Source organism: Priestia sp. JNUCC 25, from assembly GCF_053667915.1.
The window spans coordinates 2,706,376-2,730,496 of record NZ_CM132211.1 but is presented as its reverse complement, the minus strand read 5'-3'; the positions used below and the strand labels follow the sequence as shown (position 1 = coordinate 2,730,496).

Here is a 24,121-nt window from a genome sequence, read left to right as displayed (position 1 = left end):
CCGAGAAGCAGGGAGATAGGCTTCTGCTTCTTTTCAACACAAGCTGAAATAGGAGTGAACACGATGAATGAATTAGTCAGGAAAGAGCCGGTTTCCGTAGTAAGAGATACGGAAAAACGAAAGGAAAAATTAAAAACAGAATCCTCTTTATGGTGGATGTACCTTCCCGGCTTAGTAATTATCACCGTTTTTATTATCTATCCTTTTATTAACGGAATTAGACTTTCCTTTACTAATTGGAATGGATTTTCACAAACGTACGATTGGATTGGACTTCAGCAGTATAAACGTTTGCTTGCAGATCCAACGACTTGGCTTGTGATAAAAAACACGCTGCTCTACGGAATAGGCAGTACTATTTTTCAAAATATTATTGGCTTGTTATATGCTTTGCTTCTGAATCAAAGCATTAAAATGAAAGCTGTAACAAGAACAATTGTCTATCTTCCGGTTATTATCAGCCCAATTATTATGGGATATATCTGGTACTTCTTTTTTGCCTACCAAGGAGGCGCTTTAAATGACCTTCTTGTATTTTTAGGCTTTGAGAAGATTAATGCTTTGGGAACTCCGGAGCTTAACTCTTGGATTATCGTGTTCGTCAATACGTATCAATTTGTTGGAATTGCGATGATTATTTATTTAGCGGGGCTGCAAAGTATTTCAAAAGATTACTACGAGGCAGCACAGCTTGACGGAGCATCTGCTCTTCAGCAGTTTAAAAATATCACCCTTCCATTGCTTATGCCTTCTATTACAATTAACGTCGTTTTAAATATTATCGGGGGGTTAAAACTGTTTGACGTAATTGTTGCGCTGACAGGAGGAGGACCTGGAGATGCATCACAGTCGATGTCTACTTTTATGTATGACTTATATTTCAGAAGACAAGACGCCGGCTATGCAGCAACTCAAGGTGTGTGCATGGCGCTCATTATTTTAGTCATTAGCTTATCAGCACTTGTGTACTTTAAACGAAAGGAGACAGAAGCGTGATGGACTATACAAATAAACGGAAAAAACGATTTTTTACCTTTCTAGCTCTTTGTATAACGCTCGTTCATATTGTCCCTTTTTATATTCTTGTTACGACTTCTTTAAAAGCAACCGGGGATTTTAGTTCCAAATGGGTATTTCCAAAAAGCATACACCTTGAAAATTTCACAGCGGCTTGGGAGCAAGCGAACTTAGGAAACTCTTTTGTTAATACATTTATCATTACATTCGTTTCGGCGATTCTGCTTATTTTTTTAGGATCAATGGCTGCGTATCCTTTAGCGCGCCGACAAACGAAATTAAATAAGTACGTCTATTTTATCTTTATTGCCGTGATGGTAATACCGCCTTTAACAGCGCTAGTTCCGCTGTACAAAATGGTTGTGAATATGGGAATGATGAACACGTACCAAATTGCCATTTTAAATAATGTCGCAGCATTTTTGCCGCTAACGATCTTTTTGTATGCGGGCTTCATTCGCTCCACTATTTCTAAAGAGCTCGAGGAAGCAGCAAGAATTGACGGTGCCGGTACGTTAACGATTTTCTTTAAAATCGTATTTCCACTGCTAAAGCCTGTTACTGCATCCATTCTAATTATTGCCAGCGTCTATATTTGGAACGACTATCAGTTTGCAATCTTCTTCCTTCAAGATAAGGAAATGCATACATTAACCGTTACGTTAGCAAGCTTTTTTGCCGAAAATCAAAATAATCTTAGCTTAGTAGGAGCAGCTGCGACTATTGCGATGCTTCCAATGACCATTTTATTTTTAGTGCTACAAAAATACTTTATTGCAGGGCTTTCATCAGGATCTGTGAAAGGATAAAACCAATACGAGGAAGGAAGATGACGATGTCTAAAATCACATTTATCGGAGCGGGAAGTACAGTTTTTGCAAAAAATATTTTAGGAGACTGCATGTTTGTGCCTGCTTTAGCTGGCTTTGAATTTGCGCTATATGATATAGATGCCGAGCGTTTAAGAGATTCGGAAAATATGCTAAACAATTTAAAAGAAAACTATAAAGTGAATATTACGGTTAAAGCCTATTTAAATCGAAGAGAAGCTTTAACAGGAGCAAAGTATGTGATTAACGCGATTCAAGTAGGCGGATACAAGCCAAGCACCGTCATTGACTTTGAAATTCCTAAAAAATACGGCTTGCGTCAGACGATTGGAGATACAGTAGGAATTGGAGGGATCTTCAGATCACTGCGCACGATTCCGGTGCTGTTTGATTTTGCAAAAGACATTGAAGAAGTATGTCCGGATGCGCTGTTTTTAAATTACACCAATCCAATGGCAACACTAACGGGTGCAATGCTGCGCTATACCAATGTAAAGACGGTAGGCCTTTGTCACAGTGTTCAAGTATGTACAAAAGATTTATTTGATTCTCTCGGAATGGATCATGAAGGAATACAAGAGAAAATCGCAGGCATTAACCATATGGCATGGCTGCTAGAAGTAAAAAGAGATGGACAAGACTTATACCCAGAAATCAAGCGTCTAGCAAAAGAAAAGCAAAAGACAAAGCATCACGATATGGTGCGTTTTGAGCTAATGGATAAGTTCGGCTACTATATTACCGAATCGTCTGAGCATAATGCAGAGTATCATCCATACTTTATTAAACATAAATATCCAAATCTTGTTGATCAGTTTAACATTCCTCTTGATGAATATCCTCGCCGATGCGAAGAGCAAATAAGCAATTGGGAATCAATGAGAGAAGAAATGGTCAACAACAGTCAGCTAACTCATACGCGTTCACATGAGTACGGCTCTAGAATCATTGAAGCGATAGAGACAAACGTGCCGTTTAAATTTGCCGGTAACGTATTAAATACCGGAGGCTTAATTAGTAACCTGCCGACAAAAGCGTGCGTAGAAGTTCCATGTGTTGTAGACCGAAGCGGCATTATGCCGACTTATGTAGGAGACTTACCTGAGCAGCTTGCGGCGTTAAATCGCACGAATATTAATACTCAATTGCTAACAATTGAAGCAGCTGTCACTAGAAAAAGAGAGCACATCTATCAAGCTGCGATGCTAGATCCTCATACAAATGCGGAATTATCCATGGATGACATCATTCGTATGTGCGATGATTTAATTGAAGCTCATGGTGAGTGGCTGCCTGATTTTACAGGTAAAGTGAACCAATACGTGTAATAAAAGAATCCTCGGCTGTGATCGGCTGAGGATTTTTTGTGCTTAGGAAAAGAAGGGAATATCATCCAAATGGATATTGACATTTAAAAAACTTCATCATACACTGTAAGAAGCAAGTCATTTCATACTAAGAAAGGAAAGGTACCGTAAACAATGGATAAGTAATCCTATTTTTTTAGACATTCTTTTAAAACTTTATTTTAAATGAACATTTGTCTAGATAGGATTAGTCTGTACATTTTTAGGTGCCATTTCTATATGTCTTATATGAATTGATTTCTCCCTTTTTTCACTCTATAAAAGGGTGCATATTTGCGTATGCCTAATTATGACCTCTAATCCTCTCTAGAAATCCTAGGGAGGTTTTTTTATGTTATTGTTAGAAGCTATAAATATTGAAAAAAGCTATGGAGACCGCCTGCTGTTTCAAGCAGAGAAGCTTCAAGTACATCGCGGAGAGCGAATTGGAATTGTTGGGAAAAACGGAGAAGGCAAATCGACGTTGCTTCATATTTTAATGAAAAAAATGAGTCCAGATCAAGGAATTGTGCAAACGTATGGCCGTTCCTCACTGATTCCGCAGCTTGATGTTCAACCTACAGGAGCTGTATCTCCCGAGATGAAAAGTCAGTGGAACGTGCCAAATGAAGCCGACTTTCTTAGCGGAGGAGAAGAAACCAGAAAGAAAATTGCTGCTGCTCTTTCATCGGGCGCGGAACTTCTTGCAGCCGATGAGCCAACGAGCCACTTAGATGTAAAAGGCGTAGAGAAATTTGAAGAAGAAATGAAGGCTTTTACAGGCAGTTTGCTGCTGATTTCACATGATCGAGAATTATTAAACCGCCTCTGTACGTCCATTTGGGAAGTAGAAGACGGCAAAGTTCACTGCTATGAAGGCAATTATCAAGAGTATGTGACGCAAAAAAAACATGCAGTTGAAAGACAGCAGTTTGAGTATGAGCAGTATGTAAAAGAAAAGCAGAGGCTTGAACTGGCTTCTGAAGAAAAAAGCCAAAAATCAAAGTCGCTTAAAAAAGCGCCGAGCCGTATGGGGAACTCTGAAGCGAGACTTCATAAACGAGCGGTCGGAAAACAAAAAGCCAAGCTAGATAGAAGCGCAAAAGCGATTGAAACAAGAATTGAAAAGCTAGAGAAAAAAGAAAAGCCAAAAGAAATGGAAGAAATTCATTTTGATTTATCTCAATTTCACCAAGTACACAGCAAGCAGGTACTAAGCTTTGACAAAGTCTCGGCATCAGCTGGTGACCATATCTTGTTTCAAAACCTAAAAGGCGGTGTGAAGCCAGGCGCGAAAGTAGCGATTGTCGGTCAAAACGGCGCCGGAAAATCTACGCTGCTGAATATGATTGAGCAGCAAACAGAAGGCATCACGGTTGCCAAGCCTGTAAAACTTGGCTTTTTCCATCAGCGTCTTGAAAATCTAGATCCCGCTAAAAACATTTTAGAAAACATTAAAGAAGACAGCCCGTACACCGAACAATTTATTCGTACGGTACTATCGCGCTTACTTTTTAAACGTGAAGACGTGTATAAAAAAGTAGAGATGCTAAGCGGAGGAGAACGAGTGAAAACGGCATTAGCAAAAGTCTTTTTAGGAAACTATAACGTTCTTCTTTTAGATGAACCGACCAACTATCTTGATCTTCATACAAAAGAAGCGCTTCAAGAAGTGTTAAAAGCTTATCCAGGGACGATTTTATTTGTGACGCACGACCGTTACTTTGTTAAAAAGCTTGCGACGCATGTTTTGACGTTAAAACAGTCTAAAGCAGAGCTCGCGGCGATTGAAGATACGGGTAAAAGCAAAAAAGCGTCACAGCAGCAAAATGAAGCCGAGAAACTTGCGCTTCAACTAGAATTAACAAAAGTAATTAGCGAGCTTTCCATCACGCCAGAAGGAAAAGAAAAGCAGCGGCTTGAAAAAAGATATGAAGAGCTGTTAGAAGAAAGAAAACGATTAAATAGAAAGGAAGGATAATATCACTTCGCCTAACAATGAATACAATGATGTTACTGAACATCAAAAGCGTATTGAAGGAAAAATAACGGATATGAATATAAAAGGAACGCCCAAAAGAATAAAATGGATTGGCTATGGAATCATCATTTTCTTTGTGATCCTTATTCTAACGATGATCATCGGCGTATTTATCAATTAAAATAAAAAACAGCCGCTTCAACACTGAAGCGGCCGTTTTTTATTTGCCTACTTTTGTAACGATCGCATCTCCGTTTTTTCCAACTCGTACAGTAGCAAAACGAGCTTCGCTTTCCACTTTGCTGCCGGTTCCTTCTGGAATAAAGTAATGCTCAATTCCGTACTGAATTCCCCATTCGTGATACGTCCCCGTAATGACAACGTCTTTCTTTTTAGAAGTATACGGCTTATTCCAGTCATCATCCGCTTGGTAGATTTTTGCGTATTCATACACGCCTTGTTTGTTCGGGCGAAGAACGAGCTTCACTTTTTCACCGTCTTTTACATGAGGTAATGTAACGTGCGCAATGTCGTAATTCAGCTCAACGTAATCGCCTTGCAGCAGCGAGCGCGGATCGATCGGCTGTAAAGCGAGCTTAATTTCTTTTCCGTTTTGAAGAAGCACTTCGTTTTTGGTAAAAATGCCGCCCAGAATAATGAGCTGAACAAGAATGATGATCCATACAGCGGTTCGGCTGCGGTCAAGAAACGAAGGCTGCGGCTGATCAGGCGTTGACAGGTCCCATTTCCTGCTTAGGAAAAGAAAGATAAGACCTAAAATAACAAGCACAAGTGATTTATTAAATAAATCCCACACAAAGTCGTAATATTTCATCGCTAAAAAAACAAACCAGAAAATCATGCCGACAATAAAATCATATTTTGGCTCTTTTCGTACCGTCACAAATAAGAAGACAGTCGAAATCACAAAAAACACCGTGCAGTAAATGATATTTAGAAAAGAAGGTTCGCTTAATTCAGTCAGCGACAGTAAAAAGATAAAAGCAAGAAGCAGCGCTGCTTTTTTAAACGCGTGGTGTACGTTTATCGCGTATACAGCGGCATTTAATAGAAACAAAGCGAGCAGCACATAATCTATTTTGATAGTGTCATAGTAAGTAGTCGGAACCTTTATTAACAGAAGCCCTTGCACTAGCACAAAAAGCAACAGGCGAACGGGCGTATGTTTAGTGAATACTAAAAGCGCTACAAGTGCGATGACGTAGATAAAAAACAGAATGTCGTTCACAAAAAAAGAAGCGCCGCCGCTAATTAATACGCCCATCATTAAAAGCGTATATTTTACCGTTGGAATATCTGCTTTAATCAAATAACATGCCACAATCAACAAAACGCCGATCACAAGCATTCCGTTCGTTGGGTATGTTCCTGTAATAAGTGTGATGAGTCCTCCTAAAGAGCTGCTGCCGATCACCGATGCAATAGCCGTAATCCCAATTACCGCTATTCGTTTGATTACGCGGAGCGAGGTTTTTTGTGCTGACGTGTTGGCAGTGAGCCATTTGACAAACCACACGCTTGCACCAATAAATAAAATCACGAATCCTAACGCTAAAAAAAGCGACCATTCAGCGTAGTGTTTAAAAATAAAAGAGAAAAACTGTTCAATGACAAATAAAGCAAATGCCACGATGGAAATCCCTAAAAATGACCTTTGCGGCTCCACTTTTGAAAAATAAAAAAAGGAGCTTAGTAAAAACAGCAAATAAAAAATAATAAGACCAATCCGTAAGCTAGAGCTGCCTGTAAAATCCGGCAGGGAAACAGTTAAAAAAATGTAGTGAAACAAACAAAACGCCGCATACATGATCACAGGAGACGAGCGCTGTTTCTTTTTTATGATCCAAAAGATGAGTAAGTTCACAAACGCCATTCCTGCGTAAAGTAAAAGCGTCTCGTGTTCGCCTCGCTGTGAAACTGCGCCTGTTGGTGAAATAAAAAAAGCCATGGTGAATTGAAATAAAACAAACGATAACACGTAAAACGGCTGATACTTTGTAAAAAAGCTAAACAAAATAACCGGCACAAGCCAAATTAAAAACAGCCAGTACGATTCAGCGTGAGTGTTGTAAATTTGAGAAAGAAGCGCGATGCTTAATCCAAATGAAAGAGCGCCGGCCAAAACCGTCCAGTGACTTAAAAACGCCTGCTGAGGAAGGAGCTTTCGCACCGCAAACGCACTTCCGTAAAACAGCAGCATCAGCCCCACGCTCAGCGCAATTTTAGTGTAGCGGTCAAAGCCTTGCCAGTTCGATGCAAAGAAATATAAAATGCCGGACAAAACAAGAGTCAACCCCAGTAAATAACCGAGTCTTACGAGCTTTTCTCTCATACTCAACCTCCTCTTTATATTATGTATATACTAGCGCATGTTTAAATATTTGGAAATAGAAAGAATGAATGCGCTTTAACAAAAAAATTGTGTAAAAAGGCCTTTTAGTGGCGTGGAAATAACAAGTGAAGTAGTCCAAAAATCTTGATAAATTGTCAATGGTAAGATAGCCTGAAAAATGGCAGAAAAAAGGTGGGAAAATCGAAATTGGCGAGGAAGGAATATGGACTTATATTGATTGGGATATTCCTCCAAATCAAGTTTCTTATCCTGGAGGTTTTCCGGACTTTAAATCTGCTGGGTTGGTAAGACAAGAAGTTCCGATAGGTGAATTTAATAGATATGACATTGATTTTGCTAAGGCTAATGAATTAGCTCCAAATGGACCGAAATTAGATGAAAACACGTGGCACCATCATCAAGATTTAACAACAATGCAAGAAGTTAATAAAGAGATGCACAGAAGATTTCGACATATGGGTGGAATGGCATTAGCTAAGAAGTTAAAAGATTAAATGGGAGTGAAATAAATGAATTTAAATGCTTTTGGTAAAGCAACTGAAGAATCGATTGAAGAATTAGAAGAGTTTTTAGGATTTTTACTTCCGGAAGATTATAAAAAATTTTTAAGTGAATATAACGGGGGGACTTCGAAAGTTAGGTATAGTAAATTTTTTGTTAAAGAATTAAATCAGGAAATCCCTTTAGATGTCTTGTATGGTATAGGTGTAAAAAGAACTTTTGATTTAAGTGAATGCTATGAAGAGTTTGAAGAAGATATGTTACCGAATAGTTTAATAATAGGAGATGATCCAGGTTCAGGATTAATGGTACTTATTACAGATACTGAAAACCATGGTGTATATTATTGGGATCACTCTTTTTATTTTCCGCAGTCTAGTGAAGAAGAAAATACGTATAAAATAGCTGATAGCTTTAAGGGTTTTATTAATGGATTGAAGAATCCTTAGTTACCAAATTTTATATGTTGTAATTAATAATTTAAGAGATTAAGCAAATATACGAAATGGATTACAGTGACTTTATAAATGCTAAAACTATAATTTACACATGAGAACGCCAAAAAATGTGGTTTGTAGTCAAAGATAACAAATATATATGTGGGTGAGTAGAAAATAAAGTGTATTTGCAGTCGAAAGAAAAAGAGTAGACTATTAAAAAGTGCATACTCCATGATGGTTGTACCATCATGGAGTATGCTGTGCAATGATAGAATAGAAAAAGAAGTACGGTCTTAGGGGATATAGTATATTACTAGGCTATTAGGAGGTTTTTCATGTTAATAGACAAACAGCCAGTCATCCAAGACTTTTTTTCTTTGATGAAGAGTGATCGACTTAATCTACTAGAGTGTTTGTCTAATAGAGAGCCGTGGTAAAATCATATGATGGGATATGATCTTCCAGAGCATTCTGAAGGGATTGAATTTAAGGAAAGAATCATAATATTTATTAACACAGTAGCACAATACAGGTCCTTATTTAATATATAGAACAGTTGTAATATATTTACTTTTGGCAGATTGTTAGTATTTGGTATATCCTATTTTTGGATTAAGAGTTACGTAGATTTAACTCTTTATACATAAAATACTAATTGAAAGAAGGAAGAACCCGTAATGAGTAAGAAAAAATGGTTAATAGGAGCAAGTACATGTTTTCTAGTATTAGGGCTTGCGGCTTGTTCGAGCGGAGAATCAGAAAAGGCTAGTGGAAATGAGAAACACTCAGCTGAATCATCAGAAAAGAAATCAGACGATAAAGAGCTAAATGTTGATGCGAAGTTTGATAAAGAAAAAAACGGATAAATTCTACAATACGGTCACCAAAAAATTAGGTAAAACTGCTAATGTTGATGATCTTACGATTAAAGTAGACTCTCCACAAGTCGTGCCGGATGATGAGTTATCTAAAAACAAAAACGGACAGTTTATCAAAATGAATATTACGATTGAGAATAAAGGAAAGAAAAATCATAAAATAAGTGAGCTACTTCATTTTGATATTCAAAAAGGAGACACTCAATACTTTGCTACGGTTGTTTCTGGTGCCACAGAGAATCATTTGAACGGAAACATTTCACCAGGAGAAAAACAAAGCGGTATTGCAACGTTTGATATACCAAAAGAAGGCGATTTTAAGTTTGAATTTAGCGGTTTTAGTAAAAATCGTGGTGTTTGGACGTTTACACAAGATGATATTCAACCAGCTCAATAAGAATCAAAATAAGTCACGTGCTAATCGTGGCTTATTTTGATTGAACTCATCAACAACCATGGCTCATAAATAAAGTAATTAAACAAATTTAAAATGAAAGGAGCATGTAAATTACTGTTAAGTATGTCCTATGTAAAAGTCAACATACATGTTAGGTTTTATAACATAAATTTCTGAATAATCATTTACTTATTCACTTATTTCATGGTATGTTATATGACATAGATATTGTAACTTGCAATATGAGCTGAAAATTAGTCATTGCAATATATACTTATTTTTCTAAAAATGCACCTGGACGAGCCGGTGCTCTATACATATATGAATACATCTACGTATAACTAGTCAAAAAGAATGAAGGCATTTCTAATTATAGTGCTGTTTGTTCTTTCAAATGAGTATAGTTATAGTAGGTGAAATTTTCAAGGTAGTTATTTTGGTTTTTAAGCTGAATTTTTTGAATAGTTTGTTATTTTATTAATCAATGCTTTGCCACTTAGAAGTAGGTATAAAAGTTTACTAATAAAAGAAAATGCAGACGTAATTTAATAAGTTTTTTGGAATTTGTGGGCGATTTTCTCACTTTTTTATCATTTTTGAATAGTTTATAATCATCAGACAATTATACTGTGATATAGTTATAAGTGAGACAGAAAAAGGTGTGTTCTTAGGTCGCACCTGAATTTTTTTACTACGTAAGCAGGAGCGCCTACATCTTTTTACAAATATAGGGGATGAGGAAGGTTATAATGAGCAACGTACAGAAAAAAACAGACGTTATCTTAATTGGTGCCGGAGTCATGAGCGCAACTTTGGGATCATTACTCAAAGAGTTAGCACCTGAATGGGACATTAAAGTATTTGAAAAACTCGCAGACGCAGGGGAAGAAAGCTCGAACGAATGGAATAATGCAGGGACGGGCCATTCTGCGCTGTGCGAACTAAACTATACATCAGAAAAAGCTGATGGATCTATAGATATAACAAAAGCGATCCGAATTAACGAGCAGTTTCAGCTGTCAAGACAGTTTTGGTCTTATCTGGTAAGCAGCAAGTTGATTCGCAATCCGCAAGATTTTATCATGCCAATTCCGCATATGAGTTTGGTACAAGGGGAAAAAAATGTATCGTTTCTGAAAAAGCGTTTTGAAGCGCTGTCAAACAATCCGTTGTTTCAAGGAATGGAGTATTCCGACAGTCCTGACAAACTAAAAGAATGGATTCCGTTAATCATGAAGGGGCGCACGTCAAATGAACCAATTGCCGCAACTAAAATTGATTCGGGAACAGACGTAAACTTCGGTGCTTTAACACGCATGTTGTTTGACCATCTGAAGAATAAAGGGGTTCACGTTCATTACAAACGAAGTGTAAAAGATATTAAACGTAAAAGTGACGGTATGTGGGAAGTAAAAGTCGCAGATGTAGACAGCGGCAAAGTTGAGTACCACACGGCAAAATTCATCTTTATCGGTGGTGGAGGCGGAAGCTTGCCTTTACTTCAAAAAACAGGTATTCCTGAATCCAAGCATATTGGAGGATTCCCGGTAAGCGGATTATTTATGGTATGTAATAACCCTGAAGTAATTGCGCAGCACCACGGGAAAGTATATGGAAAAGCAAAAGTCGGAGCTCCACCAATGTCGGTTCCGCACCTTGATACACGCTATATTGATAACAAAAAGACGCTGTTGTTTGGTCCATTTGCTGGCTTTTCACCGAAGTTCTTAAAAACAGGTTCAAACCTGGATTTAATCAGTTCTGTAAAGCCGAATAATATTTTAACCATGCTAGCAGCAGGCGTCAAAGAAATGGCATTAACAAAATATTTAATTCAGCAAGTGCTGTTATCAAATGAAAAACGTGTAGAAGAATTGCGTGAATTTATCCCGAACGCGAAAAGCGAAGACTGGGATATCGTCGTAGCAGGCCAGCGTGTGCAGGTAATCAAAGACACGGAAGCTGGAGGAAAAGGAACGCTTCAGTTTGGTACAGAAGTCGTAAGTGCCGCTGATGGTTCTGTTGCTGCACTTCTTGGCGCTTCTCCTGGTGCGTCAACGGCGGTTCACGTTATGCTTGAAGTATTGGAAAAATGCTTCCCAGAAAACATGAACAAGTGGGAGCCAAAAATAAAAGAAATGATTCCTTCCTATGGCATGTCGTTAGTTGATCATCCAGACTTCTTTAACGAAATTCATGCATCTACTTCACAGACGCTGGGTTTAATTAAAAAAGAGTCTGTTTATAGCTAAAGATTTTACGGCGTAACAAACAGCACATGTGTATGTGAAGAAATCTACAGGCGTGCACAAACACCACCTTTTCTTGAGGTGGTGTTTTAATGATCTTTATATGTAGGGTTTGATTTAAGAGCGGTATTGATTGCTTCCAGGCTGAAGTTTTAACTGCTTCCACGCTGCAATCGCATCATCGCGGCCTTTTCCCTTGTTTTTCGGGTCGTTAAAAAAGTCGCGGATAAAGCGGTTGTATTCAAACTGAGGCGCAATTTCTTTTTGATAGGAAGGCTGCTTTTTTCGTTCTTCTTCTTCATACCACGCTTTTACCGCATCTCGATAGGTTTTCCCTACATTTTCTTTAAAGTAGTTTTGAATATAGGTGAAAAAATGAAATGTAGGATGAATGGCTTCTTTAAAAAAAGCCCGTACTCCTTGACTGCAGCGGTGATTTTTCCCAATGACGGTATCTAATGTTAGTGGCGCTTGCGTTTTAGAGGACGAGCGTCTTTTAGACGGTGTTTTTGATTGTTGAGTCTCACCGGTTGTTAAAAACACTTCAATTCTTTTTGAAAGTTCCATTTTAAATCCAGACGGGCTCATGTTATTTTCTCGGCAAAATTGCTGCAGCTCGGTTTTGAGCCAGTAAAAATCCGTAAAGTCAGTGATAGATAAGTTTTTTGAAAATTCTGGTCTCATTGTTTTCACCTCCATATATTTACAAAAAATATAGAACATTTGTTCTTGTTGGTCAATTGTTTTTAGAGAAGTACGAAGAAATGTCTTTTATGTTTCTTCCTACATAGTGAGAAGAAATAGGCCGTTTATTCACGTCTCTTGCCCAAATAGAAAGCTGACCGATGTGATGGATTTCATGAATGATGATGTGATGTAAGATGTCAGCTTCTGTGTAAGAAGTAGAATCCCAAGGGACTGTTATATACCTTTTGTTAGAAAAATTCAAATGGCTTAGAAAGTCGGCAATGTCAGGTCTATGTGCAGAAGAGAGCGCTTGAAGCTTTTCAAGCGTATCGTGTTCTTCAAAAGAAAGAACGATATCTTGTTTACCTTGGATGGCACGTATCCAGCTGTATTCCACATCAATAATATGAAAAAAAGTTTGTGAAATGCTACTCATTCCTCCAGTCCGCTTCTTCAACAGTTCTTCTCTTGAAAGTTGATAACACCAGCTAAACCATTCATCTCTCACTTGCCAATTATATTCAAAAAAATGAATCATCTACCGCACCTCACATGTTTTTTTACCTCTTATTTAAATTAGATGAACGCTGGTAAATTCCTTTTTATAAAGAAGAAAAAGCGTCTAGGCAGGGTGTCTCTTGCAAATTCCAAAATCAAACAATTACAATAATAGAAAGGAGTTGATCACATGACGCTACATAAAAAAGTCCTTTCTACGATTCTAGGAGGAGCTGTTGGAGACGCTTTAGGTGTTCCAGTTGAGTTTAAAAAACGCGATTCATTTCAAATTACGACTATGACCGGCTCCGGTACATACAACCAGCCTAAAGGAACGTGGTCAGATGATACATCTCTGACGATGTGCTTAATTGATAATTTAATAGACAAACAAGATGAGTATGATTTAATGCAAAAGTTTGCGAACTATTGGTCGGATGGCTACTGGACGCCGTACGGAGAAATGTTTGATATTGGCATCGCAACAAGCGAAGCGATTCGCCGCTATAAAAGCGGACTTCCTAAAGAAGAGTGGGGAGGAAGCGCTGAATACGATAACGGAAACGGAGCGCTTATGCGTATTGCTCCGCTTGCGTTTACACTACGTCAGGAACCTAGCTTTATAAAAAGAAAAGAAGAAATAGAAAGAATTGCGCACGTCACGCACCGCCACTTGCGCTCTACGCTTGGCTGCATTCTATATGTGGAGCTGCTTATTCGTCTCCTTCACGGCGACGAACCCTTTGAAGCATATGAAAAAGCGGTAAATCTCTGTCAAAAGCAGTTAACAGGTACGGAGTATGAAACAGAGTTTTCTTCGTACGAACGAGTGTTAAACCTAAGCTTGCCGCACGCAGGGAGAAATGCAATCGGGTCAACCGGATATGTCGTCAGCTCGCTAGAAGCATCGTTTTGGTCTTTTCTTCAAAGTGACGACTACGAAGAAGCTGTACTTACCGCTGTGAATTTAGGAGAAGACACAGACACAATAGGCTTTATTACGGGTACTGTGGCAGGAGTATATTATGGGCTGGATGGCATTCCTGAAGAGTGGATTTTTCAGCTTGCTAAAAAAGAAGAGTTAGAGAAAGCTTGTAAGAAGTTTGCGGATATATGTTAACGGATCATAAAAATTACTTTAAAGTTCGGAGGAGATAAAGTGAAGTTTTGTATGAGTTTTGGCGATACCAATTTTATTGGAGTAGCCAACGCAAAAGAATATCAATCATTTGTCGATGAGGATTGGGAGCTAGACCAGCTTCTGAACCACTTCGGCAGGGAAATGAAAAAGAGAAATATCCTAGTATGTCAAATGACAGAAGAAGGAATTGAACACTCTTGGAACGTAGAAGTGAAGATTGGAACAGAGTCGGATATAGATACATACTTTAGGAAAGCAACAGGTTATATAAATATAACCAATCATCAGCTTTATCTCGTAGATTATGACTGCCTTACGATGGCCGCCCAGTTTGAAGATCAGTTAGTGCCTGATGAAAACTGTTCTAAGTATAGAATTGATATTAAAAATGGTATGTACAAGCTCGAGCTTATTCAATTTTATAATGTTGACAAAAATGAGTATATAGGAAACGACCAAACGGATCTTTTATTGAACTTTATTAAGGTGGAGCACGTTGAAGAAACAGTCAATGAGGTATTTTGGTGTACGTATTAAGTAGTAAACGTACATGGAGGCTACTAACTCAGAGGCTGGTTGTACCGTTCTAAGGCCTCTATCTTATTTATGTAAAAAGATGGCGTGACATATATTCACTGAAACCCTCTGGCTTTGCGTCAGAGGGTTTTTATGGTCAAAATCATTTATAGTATACTTTTACATAACATACAAACTAAACGTTAAAGAAAGGTGAGTACAATGCCAAACGCATGGGATGCAGAACAAATCGTATCAGTACCGCTTGCCAAAACGCTAATCGAGACGCAGTTTCCAGACCTTGCGCCCGCTAAAATTTTACTACTTGGCTATGGCTTTGACAATACGGTTTATCAAGTAAACGGCCGCTTTGTGTTTCGGTTTCCAAGAAGAGAACTCGCAGTAAGACTATTGAAAACAGAAAATCAGCTTTTACCAAGCCTTGCTTCTCATCTGCCGCTATCCATTGCCGAACCCATTTTTTTCGGTAAGCCGAATGCAGGATACCCTTGGCCGTTTACGGGCTATCACTACGTTCAAGGAAATCCGCCTGCGCGATTAACAGAAGAGGAACGTACGCAATCTGCTTCTATACTAGCAAGATTTCTTCGTACGCTGCATCACTATCCTCATTTAAAAGCCCAAGAGCTTGGCGTGCCGTTTGATGAGCTAAATCGGCTTGATATGATGAAGCGAAAGCCTGCGCTAGAGAAATATGTTAAGCAAATGAAAGAGCGTAACCTTTATTCTAACCAAGGGGTTCTTGAAGACTATGTAAATGACATACAAGAAATTAAGTATCAAGAAAAACATGTACTAGTTCACGGAGATCTTCATATTAAAAACATGATTGTTGATCAAAACAATATGGTTTCAGGCATTATTGACTGGGGAGACGTTCATATTGGTCATCCGGCAGTTGACCTAGCGATTGCCTACAGCTTTTTACCTCCTAAAGGAAGAGCACGTTTTTTCAAAGAATACGGAGAAGTAGATGAAGAAACGCACAGACTGGCAAAATGGAAAGCCGTATTTACAACCGTAGTGCTTGTGGCACATAGCTACGATCAAGGAGATAAACAAACGTTAGCAGCAGCTCTAGAAAGCTTGAACCTTATCTTTCAAGAGTAATAAAACTGTAATAGAATTTCTGTTAAATTCCTGTATAGTTAAAAAAGGATAAAAATAAAAACAACAGGTGAAGCAAACGATGAATACAAGCCACTGGAATGAATCAGCAGCACATTTACTAGAAAGGTGGATACAGCTATATAAAGAAAAAACATCTCTTATCGGGGAAACGGAATCTTTAAACATGCTAAAAGAAGAAGTAGACGGGATGGATAAAGAAAAATTTCTCTCCATAGTAGAACGTCATCTGCAGAAAGTGTATGAAGAACTAGAAAAAGAACGTACAGAGTCTAATATGAACAACATTGAATATACAATGATGACATTTCTTTCAAGCGATTATCCGGAGTACATAAAAAAGCGTCAAAGCAATATGAAACAGATCCAACAGTTAACAAGCATACATAAGAATGTGACAGAGCTTTTCGGAAAAGAACTTTCTTCCGAAGCGGATATGGTGGCATTTAGGAATGACTTTTTTCAACTAACAGAAAAAAATGCTAACACGTCATTGCTAAAAGAAATCAAGGAAAGCTGGAATGCTTATTTGCCAGCATTCATTGACTTTCAAAACAAGCACGAACATGTAAAACAAGCGATAGCCACAGTACTTGAAGAAGCCAAGAGCTTAAAGCAAGAGTGGCATCAGCTAAGCAAAAATAAATTGGTGACCAAACAAAAAGCGACCGCCTTTCGCACAAAGCAGCATGAGCTAAATGAAAGTATCCGAAAAACCACTACTGCACAAAAACAATTACTCGAACTTCACTGGCCTGATATCCGCAGTCAGTTTGATGCGCTACAAGAAAAAATGAGTAAGAGTCTTTCTACTGTGCTGCAAGAAACGCAACGCAGTATGGAAGTCGTTAGCCAAAACGATGCAAGTGAACACGCCAAGTTAAAGCAATCACTTACGGACCTAAATGGAGTCCACGAAGTTGACGTTCATCAAACGTGGTTAGCGGCTTTTATTAAAAAATCACGACCATTTTTTAACGAACTGAGTGAAGATATAAAGGATACTAGGTGTCGGGAACTGTGGAATCGAATTTACGGCATGTATAAAGGAATAGCAGTAAACGAGTTTATTGTTGCATATGAAGAATTTTTAGCACTTCAGCCGCTTGGAAGTGTAAAAAGCACGGAAATACCAGGGTCATTAGCTCGGTTGAAGCTAGATATAAACCCTGTTACGCTGCCAGCCTACGCAGACTTTCCCGTGCTGAAAAAACAGCAAGCATCACGACGTACTTTTCCTGTTTTAATAGGAGGCGCTATCGTCCTTGTCTTATTACTGACGATTGTATACATGAATCGTGACAATCAAACGGCAGAAACAAGCGCAGACATAAAAGCCACGACCAGCACCAAGCCGTTAAAAAATGAAGAACCTAAGCCAGCTGACGTAAGCAAAACAGAGCTTGAAAACTTTTTTATCTCCTATAAAGCCGCTTACTTTTCAAGCTTAAACAGCGGCGACTTTAGTTCGATGGCGCCTTATATTGACTCGGATCAGCCAGTGTATAAACAGCTAAAAAGCTATATCACATCACTTGCCGGCAAAACCGTATCGTTTGCTAACGATCAGTTTCTCGTGACAAAAACAGAATCACATAACGACGGAACCTATGACATTTATACAAGCGAAGTATACACGTTCACCGACTCATATGACGCGAGCACGCAGTTTAAAAAAGAACGAATTTATCATGTGAAAGCTGCTGGCAAAGACAAACTTCAAATTACTAAAATTGATACATTAACAGATGAGCAGACGCCGGTGGAAGAGTGAGTGGTTTCTGAGAGATTATGAATAACCGCTAGTTCCTTTTGGGAGCTAGCGGTTGTTTTGGTTGGGGGAGAGGGAAGTGGTTTGAGTGACTGCTACGCTGCCAGCGTGGATATCTTATCATAAAAAGTCCAAATAGGTGCAATAAAAACAAAAAGTTCATTTATAGTACAATTGTATTAATTCCAGTTTTTTTCAATGAAATGAAACGCAGGTCGTAAATTAGTTTTATTAGCAATTGAAATAAGAGCGGGCACCACTGAAGGGTCCGTTTTAGAGAAATTAGGAATCCTCGGATTTAACCGGAAAAACTGATCGCCTAAAAGCTCAGAGCTAACCATTGATTCATAATAGCTCGATCCACCAGAGATAATCTGAAGAAACGGCAGCAACGGTTCATTAGGAGACCGGTCTAAAAGTACACCCCAATTTGGCGGCAGGTCCTCCATATCTTCTGGTCGTATGTTATCGGCACTTACCATTCCCCATCCCTTCGTATCTCTTCTTAATTGAGTTGGCTGTTCACCTGTGCCGATGGATAATACGGCAATTTGATCCAGCGGCTGCTTTGCTTTTCCCACTGCAAATGCGATACTAGCTGTACTGGTGTTAGTTGCTACTGTATACCCATCCACATAGTTTTGATAAGCTCTTTGCGTTGCAGGGGCAGCGCTGCTCCTAAGTATTACGTCACTCGCTTTTTCATTAAGATAGGGAGAGCCAGGGAAATTATGAAATAACACAGGATTCCAACGGTTCAGCTCCGGTGCAAATAAGTGAAAGGCAGGCACAACAATTCGTTTCTTTAAGTCTCTAAGGCGAAGGTCTCGGGGGAAAAATGTTCGTATGGCTTTAATAAAACCAGAATAGGGTAATTGTTGGTTAAAAACAGGTCCGCCCGGTCGGGAAATGCTGAATGCTGGTAAGATGTGATCTTTGAAAAACTGAAACGTTTCTTCTGGCGATCTTCCGCTTGCTAATGCAAGAGCAGTAAATGAACCAATCGAATTTCCTGAAAAAACATTGGTTTCACTAATTAACTTGGGGTTTTGATGAGCCAATCTATTCAAAAGCTGTAAACTTAAAGCACCTAAAGTACCGCCTCCATCAAAGGTCATAATCCGATATTTTGTCAAAGGTGATTTCTCCTTTCGAATCCCATCAGAGTTATCATTCTGTATATGTTTATTTTATTTGTTATAGAGGTATGATTATCTCTTTTGCAGATTCTTCAGGATTCAAGTTATGCAGATAAGCATACGAGGAACCCCTCCAGTAAGTTTTCTACTCTCTATTTCTCCCTTTTAAACTGTGTGTCTTTTCTGAAGAAAATTCATAGGATATAGCATCTTATCTGTATTAAGAAAGGGGTTATATCGTGGAGGAAACAAAGCTTACTGGACGAATCGTTACACCTGATGATGCGGAATATGATCAGGCTAGAACAAATAATAATTTAGGTGTACCTAAATTTCCAAGAATAATTGTATTTTGTCAGAATACAAACGATGTAGTAAATGCATTGAAGTGGGTAAAGGAAAATCATGTCCCATTTCGAATAAGGAGCGGCAGGCATAGCTATGAAAATTTTTCATTATTGAACGGTGGATTAGTGATTGATGTTAATGAAATGGATAGAATCACGTTCAACTCTAAAGACATGACAGCGAAAATAGAAGCAGGAGCTAATCTAGGGAAAGTATATAATGAATTATGGAAAAAGGGAACGACTATCCCTGCAGGAACGGAAAGCAGTGTTGGTCTTGTAGGCCTTGTGCTTGGCGGAGGAATTGGGATGTTATCAAGGCCGTTTGGGCTTACCTGTGATAATTTGGTTGAAGTTGAAATGGCGATCGTAAATGAACAGAGAGAAGTTGAACTCATTAAGGCAAATAAAAATCACAACAGTGATCTCTTTTGGGCGTGTTGCGGCGGTGGGGGCGGAAACTTTGGTATTGTTACGTCTCTTACCTTTAAGGTGCAGCCTATTTCAAAGGTGTCAATCTTTTCAATTACATGGGAATGGGAAGATTTTGAAGCTGCTTTTGATGCATGGCAGCACTGGGCCACAAATACCGATAAGCGCTTAACTTCGGAGATTGAGTTAAAATCGAAAGAAGCGAATCAGATTATTGCTCAAGGTGAATTTGTTGGTTCATCATTCAAGTTAAAGGAACTTTTGCAGCCTTTAATAGACGTGGGTTGTCCTAAAAAAGTAGTAATAAAGGAAGTTTCATATATTGAAGCTGTACAATTTTTTGACGATCCGAGCGGAAACCAACCCGCCCCTCGAAAAAGGTCAGGTTCTTTTCTTAATAAATCTTTTCCAAAAGACGCTATTTTAACAATGAAGCATTTTTTAGAAAATGCTCCAAATGAAAAATCTAGTATTTGGCATCAGTCTCTTGGGGGAGCAGTGGAGGAAGTTGCCTCTAATGAAACGGCCTTTTATTATAGAGATGCTATTATCGCACAGGAGTACCTTGCTACATGGAGCCATCCTTCAGAAGAGCGATCAAACATTAGATGGATTGAAGAATTAAGAAATGCTTTATCGAGATATACAACTGGAGATTATGTGAACTGGCCGGACCGGTTCATCAGAGATTGGCCAACAGCTTATTATGGAGAGAATTTTAAAAAGCTTCGAGAAGTGAAACGAGCATATGATCCATGTAATCTATTTCATTTCCCTCAAAGCATTCCGCCATTTGTTAACTGGTTTTAAAGATCATCTTTCAAGTCGTAGAGGCAAATAATACCCACCTTAAATGAGGTGGTTTTTTGTATACATTGCCTTTTTCTATGAGCGTGAAAAAGGCAGCAAACAGTGGTAAGTAGTTATTTTATCAATAGACGACTGCATTATAAGAAAAAACATATATAAATTTCATAAACATTGACATTCCCTTCCAAACCGCATACAATAGCTACTAATAAAAGCACACAAATTCGTTGAAGAGAATCAGTACCCTGCAAGTTTGTTCCACAGAGAGCTGGTGATAGCTGAAAGCCGGTGTTCAAGCTGCAGGGGAATATCCTCTCTGAGAAGTCAAACTGAACTGTAAGTAAGTTTGAACGGTAGTCTACCGTTAAAAAGAACGCGTATGATTGTACGTTGCTGAGTGCTATTGATGAACGGATCAATAGAAGCCAGGGTGGTACCGCGGTTTAAAACCCGTCCCTAGTCATAGGGACGGGTTTCTTTGTGTGCTTTTAACTTTAAAAGGAGTGGTATCACATGAAAGAAGTGAATGTAAGGGAGTCTTCGCAAGAGCGCGAACAGCGTATCCAGCAGCAGTGGAAAAAAGGAAATGTGTTTCAGCAGTCGGTTCAAAATCGAGAAGGGCATCCTTCGTTTGTATTTTATGAAGGGCCTCCTACAGCAAACGGTTTGCCTCACGTTGGGCACGCGCTAGGCCGGACGATTAAAGACGTGGTGGCTCGTTATAAGACGATGACAGGGCATCAAGTGATTCGAAAAGCAGGCTGGGATACGCACGGACTGCCGGTGGAGCTCGGTGTAGAAAAGCAGCTCGGAATATCAGGGAAGCATGACATTGAAAAATACGGCGTAGAAGCTTTTATCAACAAGTGTAAGGAAAGTGTGTTTGTGTATGAAAAGCAGTGGCGCACGTTCACGGAGCAGCTTGGCTATTGGGTTGATATGGAAGACCCTTACATCACCTTGGAGAATTCGTACATTGAAAGTGTATGGAACGTGCTTGGCACGATACATGACAAAGGACTTCTTTATAAAGGCCACCGCGTATCACCTTACTGCCCGAGCTGTCAAACGTCGCTGAGCTCGCATGAAGTAGCGCAAGGGTATAAAGATGTAAAAGATTTAACGGTAACGGTGAAATTTAAAGTGAAAAACCGCGATAATGAGTATTTTCTAGGCTGGACAACAACACCTTGGACGCTTCCATCAAACGTAGCGCTTGCGGTGCATGAAGAGATGAACTACGTTCGCGCCGAGCAAGGCGACAGCGTGTATATAGTGGCAGAAGCGCTCGCAGACAAAGTGTTAAAAGGAGAGTATACGGTTTTATCTCAACATAAAGGAAATGAGTTAAAAGGGATGTCGTATGAGCCGCCGTTTAATTTTGTGAAAGTGGAAAAAGGGCATGAAGTGGTGACGGCTGATTACGTAACGGATCAAAGCGGAACAGGAGTTGTTCATTTAGCACCTGCATACGGTGAAGATGATTACAGAGTGGTAAAAGAAAACGGCTTTTCGTTTGTGAACGTGGTGGATGAAAAAGGACAGTACACGGCTGAAGTGCCGCCGTTTCAAGGACGTTTTGTGAAAGACTGCGACGTTGATATCGTGCGCTATTTAGCGAATCAAGACGTGCTGTATCATAAAGAAAAGCATGAGCACAGCTATCCGTTTTGCTGGAGATGCGACTCGCCGCTTCTTTATTACGCAAATGAAAGCTGGTTTATCCAAACGACGGCGTTAAAGGAACAATTTTTGAAAAACAACGAAAGCGTGACCTGGTACCCGGATCATATCAAGCACGGCCGCTTTGGCAACTTTTTAGAAAATATGGTGGACTGGAACATCAGCAGAAAACGCTACTGGGGAACCCCGCTGAACGTATGGGAATGCGGGAAATGTCAGCATCAAGTAGCCCCGAAAAGCATCAAAGAGCTGCAAAATCATGCGTCTCATTCTGTGGATGACAGCATTGAACTTCATAAGCCTTATGTAGATGACGTGCAGCTAACGTGTCCGGTCTGCAGCGGAGAAATGAAGCGAACGCCGGAAGTAATTGACGTTTGGTTTGACAGCGGCTCGATGCCGTTTGCGCAGTATCACTATCCGTTTGAAAACAGCGAGCTGTTTCAAAAGCAGTTTCCAGCAGACGTCATCGCAGAAGGAATTGATCAAACGCGGGGCTGGTTTTACAGCTTGATGGCAGTTTCAACGCTGTTTACAGGAAAGGCACCTTATAAGCGCGTTTTGTCTCTTGGGCACGTGTTAGATGAAAACGGTCAAAAGATGTCTAAAAGTAAAGGAAATGCGCTGGACCCTGTTGATCTTATTCATACATTTGGTGCCGATGCGCTTAGATGGGCGCTTTTAGCAGACAGTGCGCCTTGGAATCCGAAGAAATTTTCAGAGCGCGTTGTGCAAGAAGCGAAGTCAAAAGTCATCGATACACTCGTGAACGTGTACGGCTTTTACGTGCTGTACGCTAAGCTTGACGGCTATAATCCCGAGCAAACGTATGAATTGAAAAAAACAAAATTGGATGAGTGGATTCTTTCACGTTTGCACAGCACGGTTAAGCGAGCAACAGTACATCTTGAAGATTACGGGTTTACAAGCGCCGCTCGTGAAATCGCGGCATTTATTGAAGAGCTAAGCAACTGGTATGTACGACGTTCTCGCGATCGCTTTTGGTCAGAAGGGATGGAGGGAGAAAAAGCAGGGGCTTACGATACGCTTCATGAAGTGTTAGTCACGCTTAGTCAGCTGTTAGCGCCGTTTACGCCGTTTGTTGCGGATGATATTTATGAAAATCTGACAGGAAAAAGCGTTCATTTGGCAGACTATCCTGTGTATGATCAAACCAAAGTGAATGAAAAGCTGGAAAAAGAAATGGCAGCGGTACTGCAAGTAGTTGAACTAGGCCGAAGCATCCGAAATACGCATTCGTTAAAAGTAAAGCAGCCTCTGCAAAGTCTTTCGCTTGTGGTAACGGAAGAAGATGTAGAGTGGGAAGCATACCATAATGTCATCAAAGATGAGCTTAATGTGAAGAACTTTAATGTGGAGCAAGACGACGACAAACTTGTTTCGTACGTGTTAAAACTTGATTTTAAACAGGCTGGACCGAAGTTTGGAAAACGAGTAAATGAGGTCAATCAAGTATTAAAGAACCTTTCAGAAGGTCAAGGAAAAGAGTTTGTTGAACAAGGCAAGCTAAGTGTTACGCTTGGTTCAGGAGAAAGCTTAACGCTTGAAACGGCTGACGTACTCGTTGAAAAAGTTCCGAAAGAAGGTTTTGCGGTTGCATCGAACGGCATGTATACCGCCGTGTTGGATACGGCGTTAACCGAAGAACTTGTGCAGGAAGGGGTCGCTCGCGAAGTAATTCGAGCGGTTCAAGATTATCGTAAAAAGCTGGATTTACCCGTGAATTTACGTATTGATTTAGAGCTTAGCGGAGATGAAGAAGTGAAGGAAGCCGTGGCGAAGTTTGAAACGCTGCTTCAAGAAAATCTTCTGCTGCACAGTCTCAGTGTGAAAGAAACTATCAAAAACGGAGAGACGGTAAAAGTCGGAACAAAGCAAGTTACACTTCGCGTTTTAAATCAGAACTGATAAAAA

Annotated in this window: 19 protein-coding genes and 1 other annotated feature; of the genes, 15 read left to right on the top strand and 4 right to left on the bottom strand. The window is 39.5% G+C overall.

From position 1 onward, the window contains the following. Positions 1–63 precede the first annotated feature (63 nt). The 4 genes from JNUCC25_RS13905 (at position 64) to abc-f (ending at position 5,174) form a co-directional block, all read left to right on the top strand. The gene (locus JNUCC25_RS13905) at positions 64–996 is read left to right on the top strand and encodes a carbohydrate ABC transporter permease (RefSeq protein WP_013057452.1); all 933 of its coding nucleotides are present in this window, start codon (positions 64–66) and stop codon (positions 994–996) included. After that, positions 996–1,826, top strand: coding sequence for a carbohydrate ABC transporter permease (locus JNUCC25_RS13900; protein WP_064471783.1), 831 nt, complete (start codon positions 996–998; stop codon positions 1,824–1,826). The genes JNUCC25_RS13905 and JNUCC25_RS13900 overlap by 1 nt, the downstream gene beginning before the upstream one ends. 26 nt (positions 1,827–1,852) lie before the next feature. Further along, positions 1,853–3,175 carry an alpha-glucosidase/alpha-galactosidase gene (melA, locus tag JNUCC25_RS13895; protein WP_013057450.1) on the top strand — a complete coding sequence of 441 codons (1,323 nt, stop codon included), beginning with the start codon at positions 1,853–1,855 and terminating at the stop codon, positions 3,173–3,175. A 370-nt stretch (positions 3,176–3,545) separates the two neighbouring features. After that, positions 3,546–5,174, top strand: a complete 1,629-nt coding sequence (gene abc-f, locus JNUCC25_RS13890; protein WP_078081917.1) for a ribosomal protection-like ABC-F family protein — start codon at positions 3,546–3,548, stop codon at positions 5,172–5,174. Between the two features lie 220 nt (positions 5,175–5,394). On the opposite strand, the gene JNUCC25_RS13885 is transcribed toward abc-f, so the two are convergent. After that, the gene (locus JNUCC25_RS13885) at positions 5,395–7,527 is read right to left on the bottom strand and encodes a GDYXXLXY domain-containing protein (protein ID WP_078081916.1); all 2,133 of its coding nucleotides are present in this window, start codon (positions 7,525–7,527) and stop codon (positions 5,395–5,397) included. Between the two features lie 200 nt (positions 7,528–7,727). Between JNUCC25_RS13885 and JNUCC25_RS13880 the strand changes: the two genes are divergently transcribed. The 5 genes from JNUCC25_RS13880 to JNUCC25_RS13860 all read left to right on the top strand — a co-directional run bounded on the left by JNUCC25_RS13880 (position 7,728) and on the right by JNUCC25_RS13860 (position 12,016). Beyond that, positions 7,728–8,042 carry an HNH endonuclease gene (locus JNUCC25_RS13880; protein WP_328125985.1) on the top strand — a complete coding sequence of 105 codons (315 nt, stop codon included), beginning with the start codon at positions 7,728–7,730 and terminating at the stop codon, positions 8,040–8,042. 15 nt (positions 8,043–8,057) lie between these two features. Next, on the top strand, positions 8,058–8,498 hold the full coding sequence (locus JNUCC25_RS13875) for an SMI1/KNR4 family protein (RefSeq protein ID WP_078081914.1): 441 nt from the start codon (positions 8,058–8,060) through the stop codon (positions 8,496–8,498). Positions 8,499–9,166: 668 nt separating this feature from the next. After that, entirely contained in the window at positions 9,167–9,355 is a 189-nt protein-coding gene (locus JNUCC25_RS13870; protein ID WP_064471780.1) for a hypothetical protein, read from the top strand. Continuing rightward, positions 9,324–9,764: a DUF4352 domain-containing protein gene (locus tag JNUCC25_RS13865; protein WP_172802877.1), complete on the top strand. Its 441-nt coding sequence runs from the start codon at positions 9,324–9,326 to the stop codon at positions 9,762–9,764. The genes JNUCC25_RS13870 and JNUCC25_RS13865 overlap by 32 nt, the downstream gene beginning before the upstream one ends. Before the next feature lie 749 nt (positions 9,765–10,513). Then, entirely contained in the window at positions 10,514–12,016 is a 1,503-nt protein-coding gene (locus JNUCC25_RS13860; protein ID WP_013083523.1) for a malate:quinone oxidoreductase, read from the top strand. Positions 12,017–12,130: 114 nt separating this feature from the next. Here the strand turns inward: JNUCC25_RS13860 and JNUCC25_RS13855 are convergent, their stop codons facing one another. Then, positions 12,131–12,697, bottom strand: a complete 567-nt coding sequence (locus JNUCC25_RS13855; RefSeq protein ID WP_078081912.1) for a DUF6434 domain-containing protein — start codon at positions 12,695–12,697, stop codon at positions 12,131–12,133. A gap of 52 nt (positions 12,698–12,749) precedes the next feature. After that, complete coding sequence (locus JNUCC25_RS13850; protein WP_029322303.1) at positions 12,750–13,238, bottom strand: DinB family protein; 489 nt, start codon at positions 13,236–13,238, stop codon at positions 12,750–12,752. 150 nt (positions 13,239–13,388) lie between these two features. On the opposite strand from JNUCC25_RS13850, the gene JNUCC25_RS13845 reads away from it, so the two are divergent. From JNUCC25_RS13845 to JNUCC25_RS13830, 4 genes are all read left to right on the top strand, one after another. Then, positions 13,389–14,318 (top strand): ADP-ribosylglycohydrolase family protein, encoded by a 930-nt coding sequence (locus JNUCC25_RS13845; RefSeq protein ID WP_078081911.1) that lies wholly within the window; start codon positions 13,389–13,391, stop codon positions 14,316–14,318. Positions 14,319–14,369: 51 nt separating this feature from the next. Continuing rightward, complete coding sequence (locus JNUCC25_RS13840; protein WP_172802894.1) at positions 14,370–14,876, top strand: hypothetical protein; 507 nt, start codon at positions 14,370–14,372, stop codon at positions 14,874–14,876. 201 nt (positions 14,877–15,077) lie between these two features. Continuing rightward, positions 15,078–15,986: a phosphotransferase gene (locus JNUCC25_RS13835; protein ID WP_078081909.1), complete on the top strand. Its 909-nt coding sequence runs from the start codon at positions 15,078–15,080 to the stop codon at positions 15,984–15,986. 79 nt (positions 15,987–16,065) lie between these two features. Then, positions 16,066–17,778, top strand: a complete 1,713-nt coding sequence (locus JNUCC25_RS13830) for a TcaA NTF2-like domain-containing protein (protein WP_064471778.1) — start codon at positions 16,066–16,068, stop codon at positions 17,776–17,778. Between the two features lie 176 nt (positions 17,779–17,954). On the opposite strand, the gene JNUCC25_RS13825 is transcribed toward JNUCC25_RS13830, so the two are convergent. Beyond that, positions 17,955–18,911, bottom strand: coding sequence for a patatin-like phospholipase family protein (locus JNUCC25_RS13825; RefSeq protein ID WP_029322294.1), 957 nt, complete (start codon positions 18,909–18,911; stop codon positions 17,955–17,957). A 242-nt stretch (positions 18,912–19,153) separates the two neighbouring features. Here JNUCC25_RS13825 and JNUCC25_RS13820 point away from each other — a divergent pair, with 242 nt between their 5' ends. Both JNUCC25_RS13820 and ileS read left to right on the top strand, forming a co-directional pair. Then, positions 19,154–20,503, top strand: a complete 1,350-nt coding sequence (locus tag JNUCC25_RS13820) for an FAD-binding oxidoreductase (RefSeq protein ID WP_078081907.1) — start codon at positions 19,154–19,156, stop codon at positions 20,501–20,503. Between the two features lie 218 nt (positions 20,504–20,721). Continuing rightward, positions 20,722–20,964: a binding site (T-box leader), on the top strand. A gap of 52 nt (positions 20,965–21,016) precedes the next feature. Continuing rightward, positions 21,017–24,115, top strand: coding sequence for an isoleucine--tRNA ligase (ileS, locus tag JNUCC25_RS13815; RefSeq protein ID WP_078081906.1), 3,099 nt, complete (start codon positions 21,017–21,019; stop codon positions 24,113–24,115). Positions 24,116–24,121 lie beyond the last annotated feature (6 nt).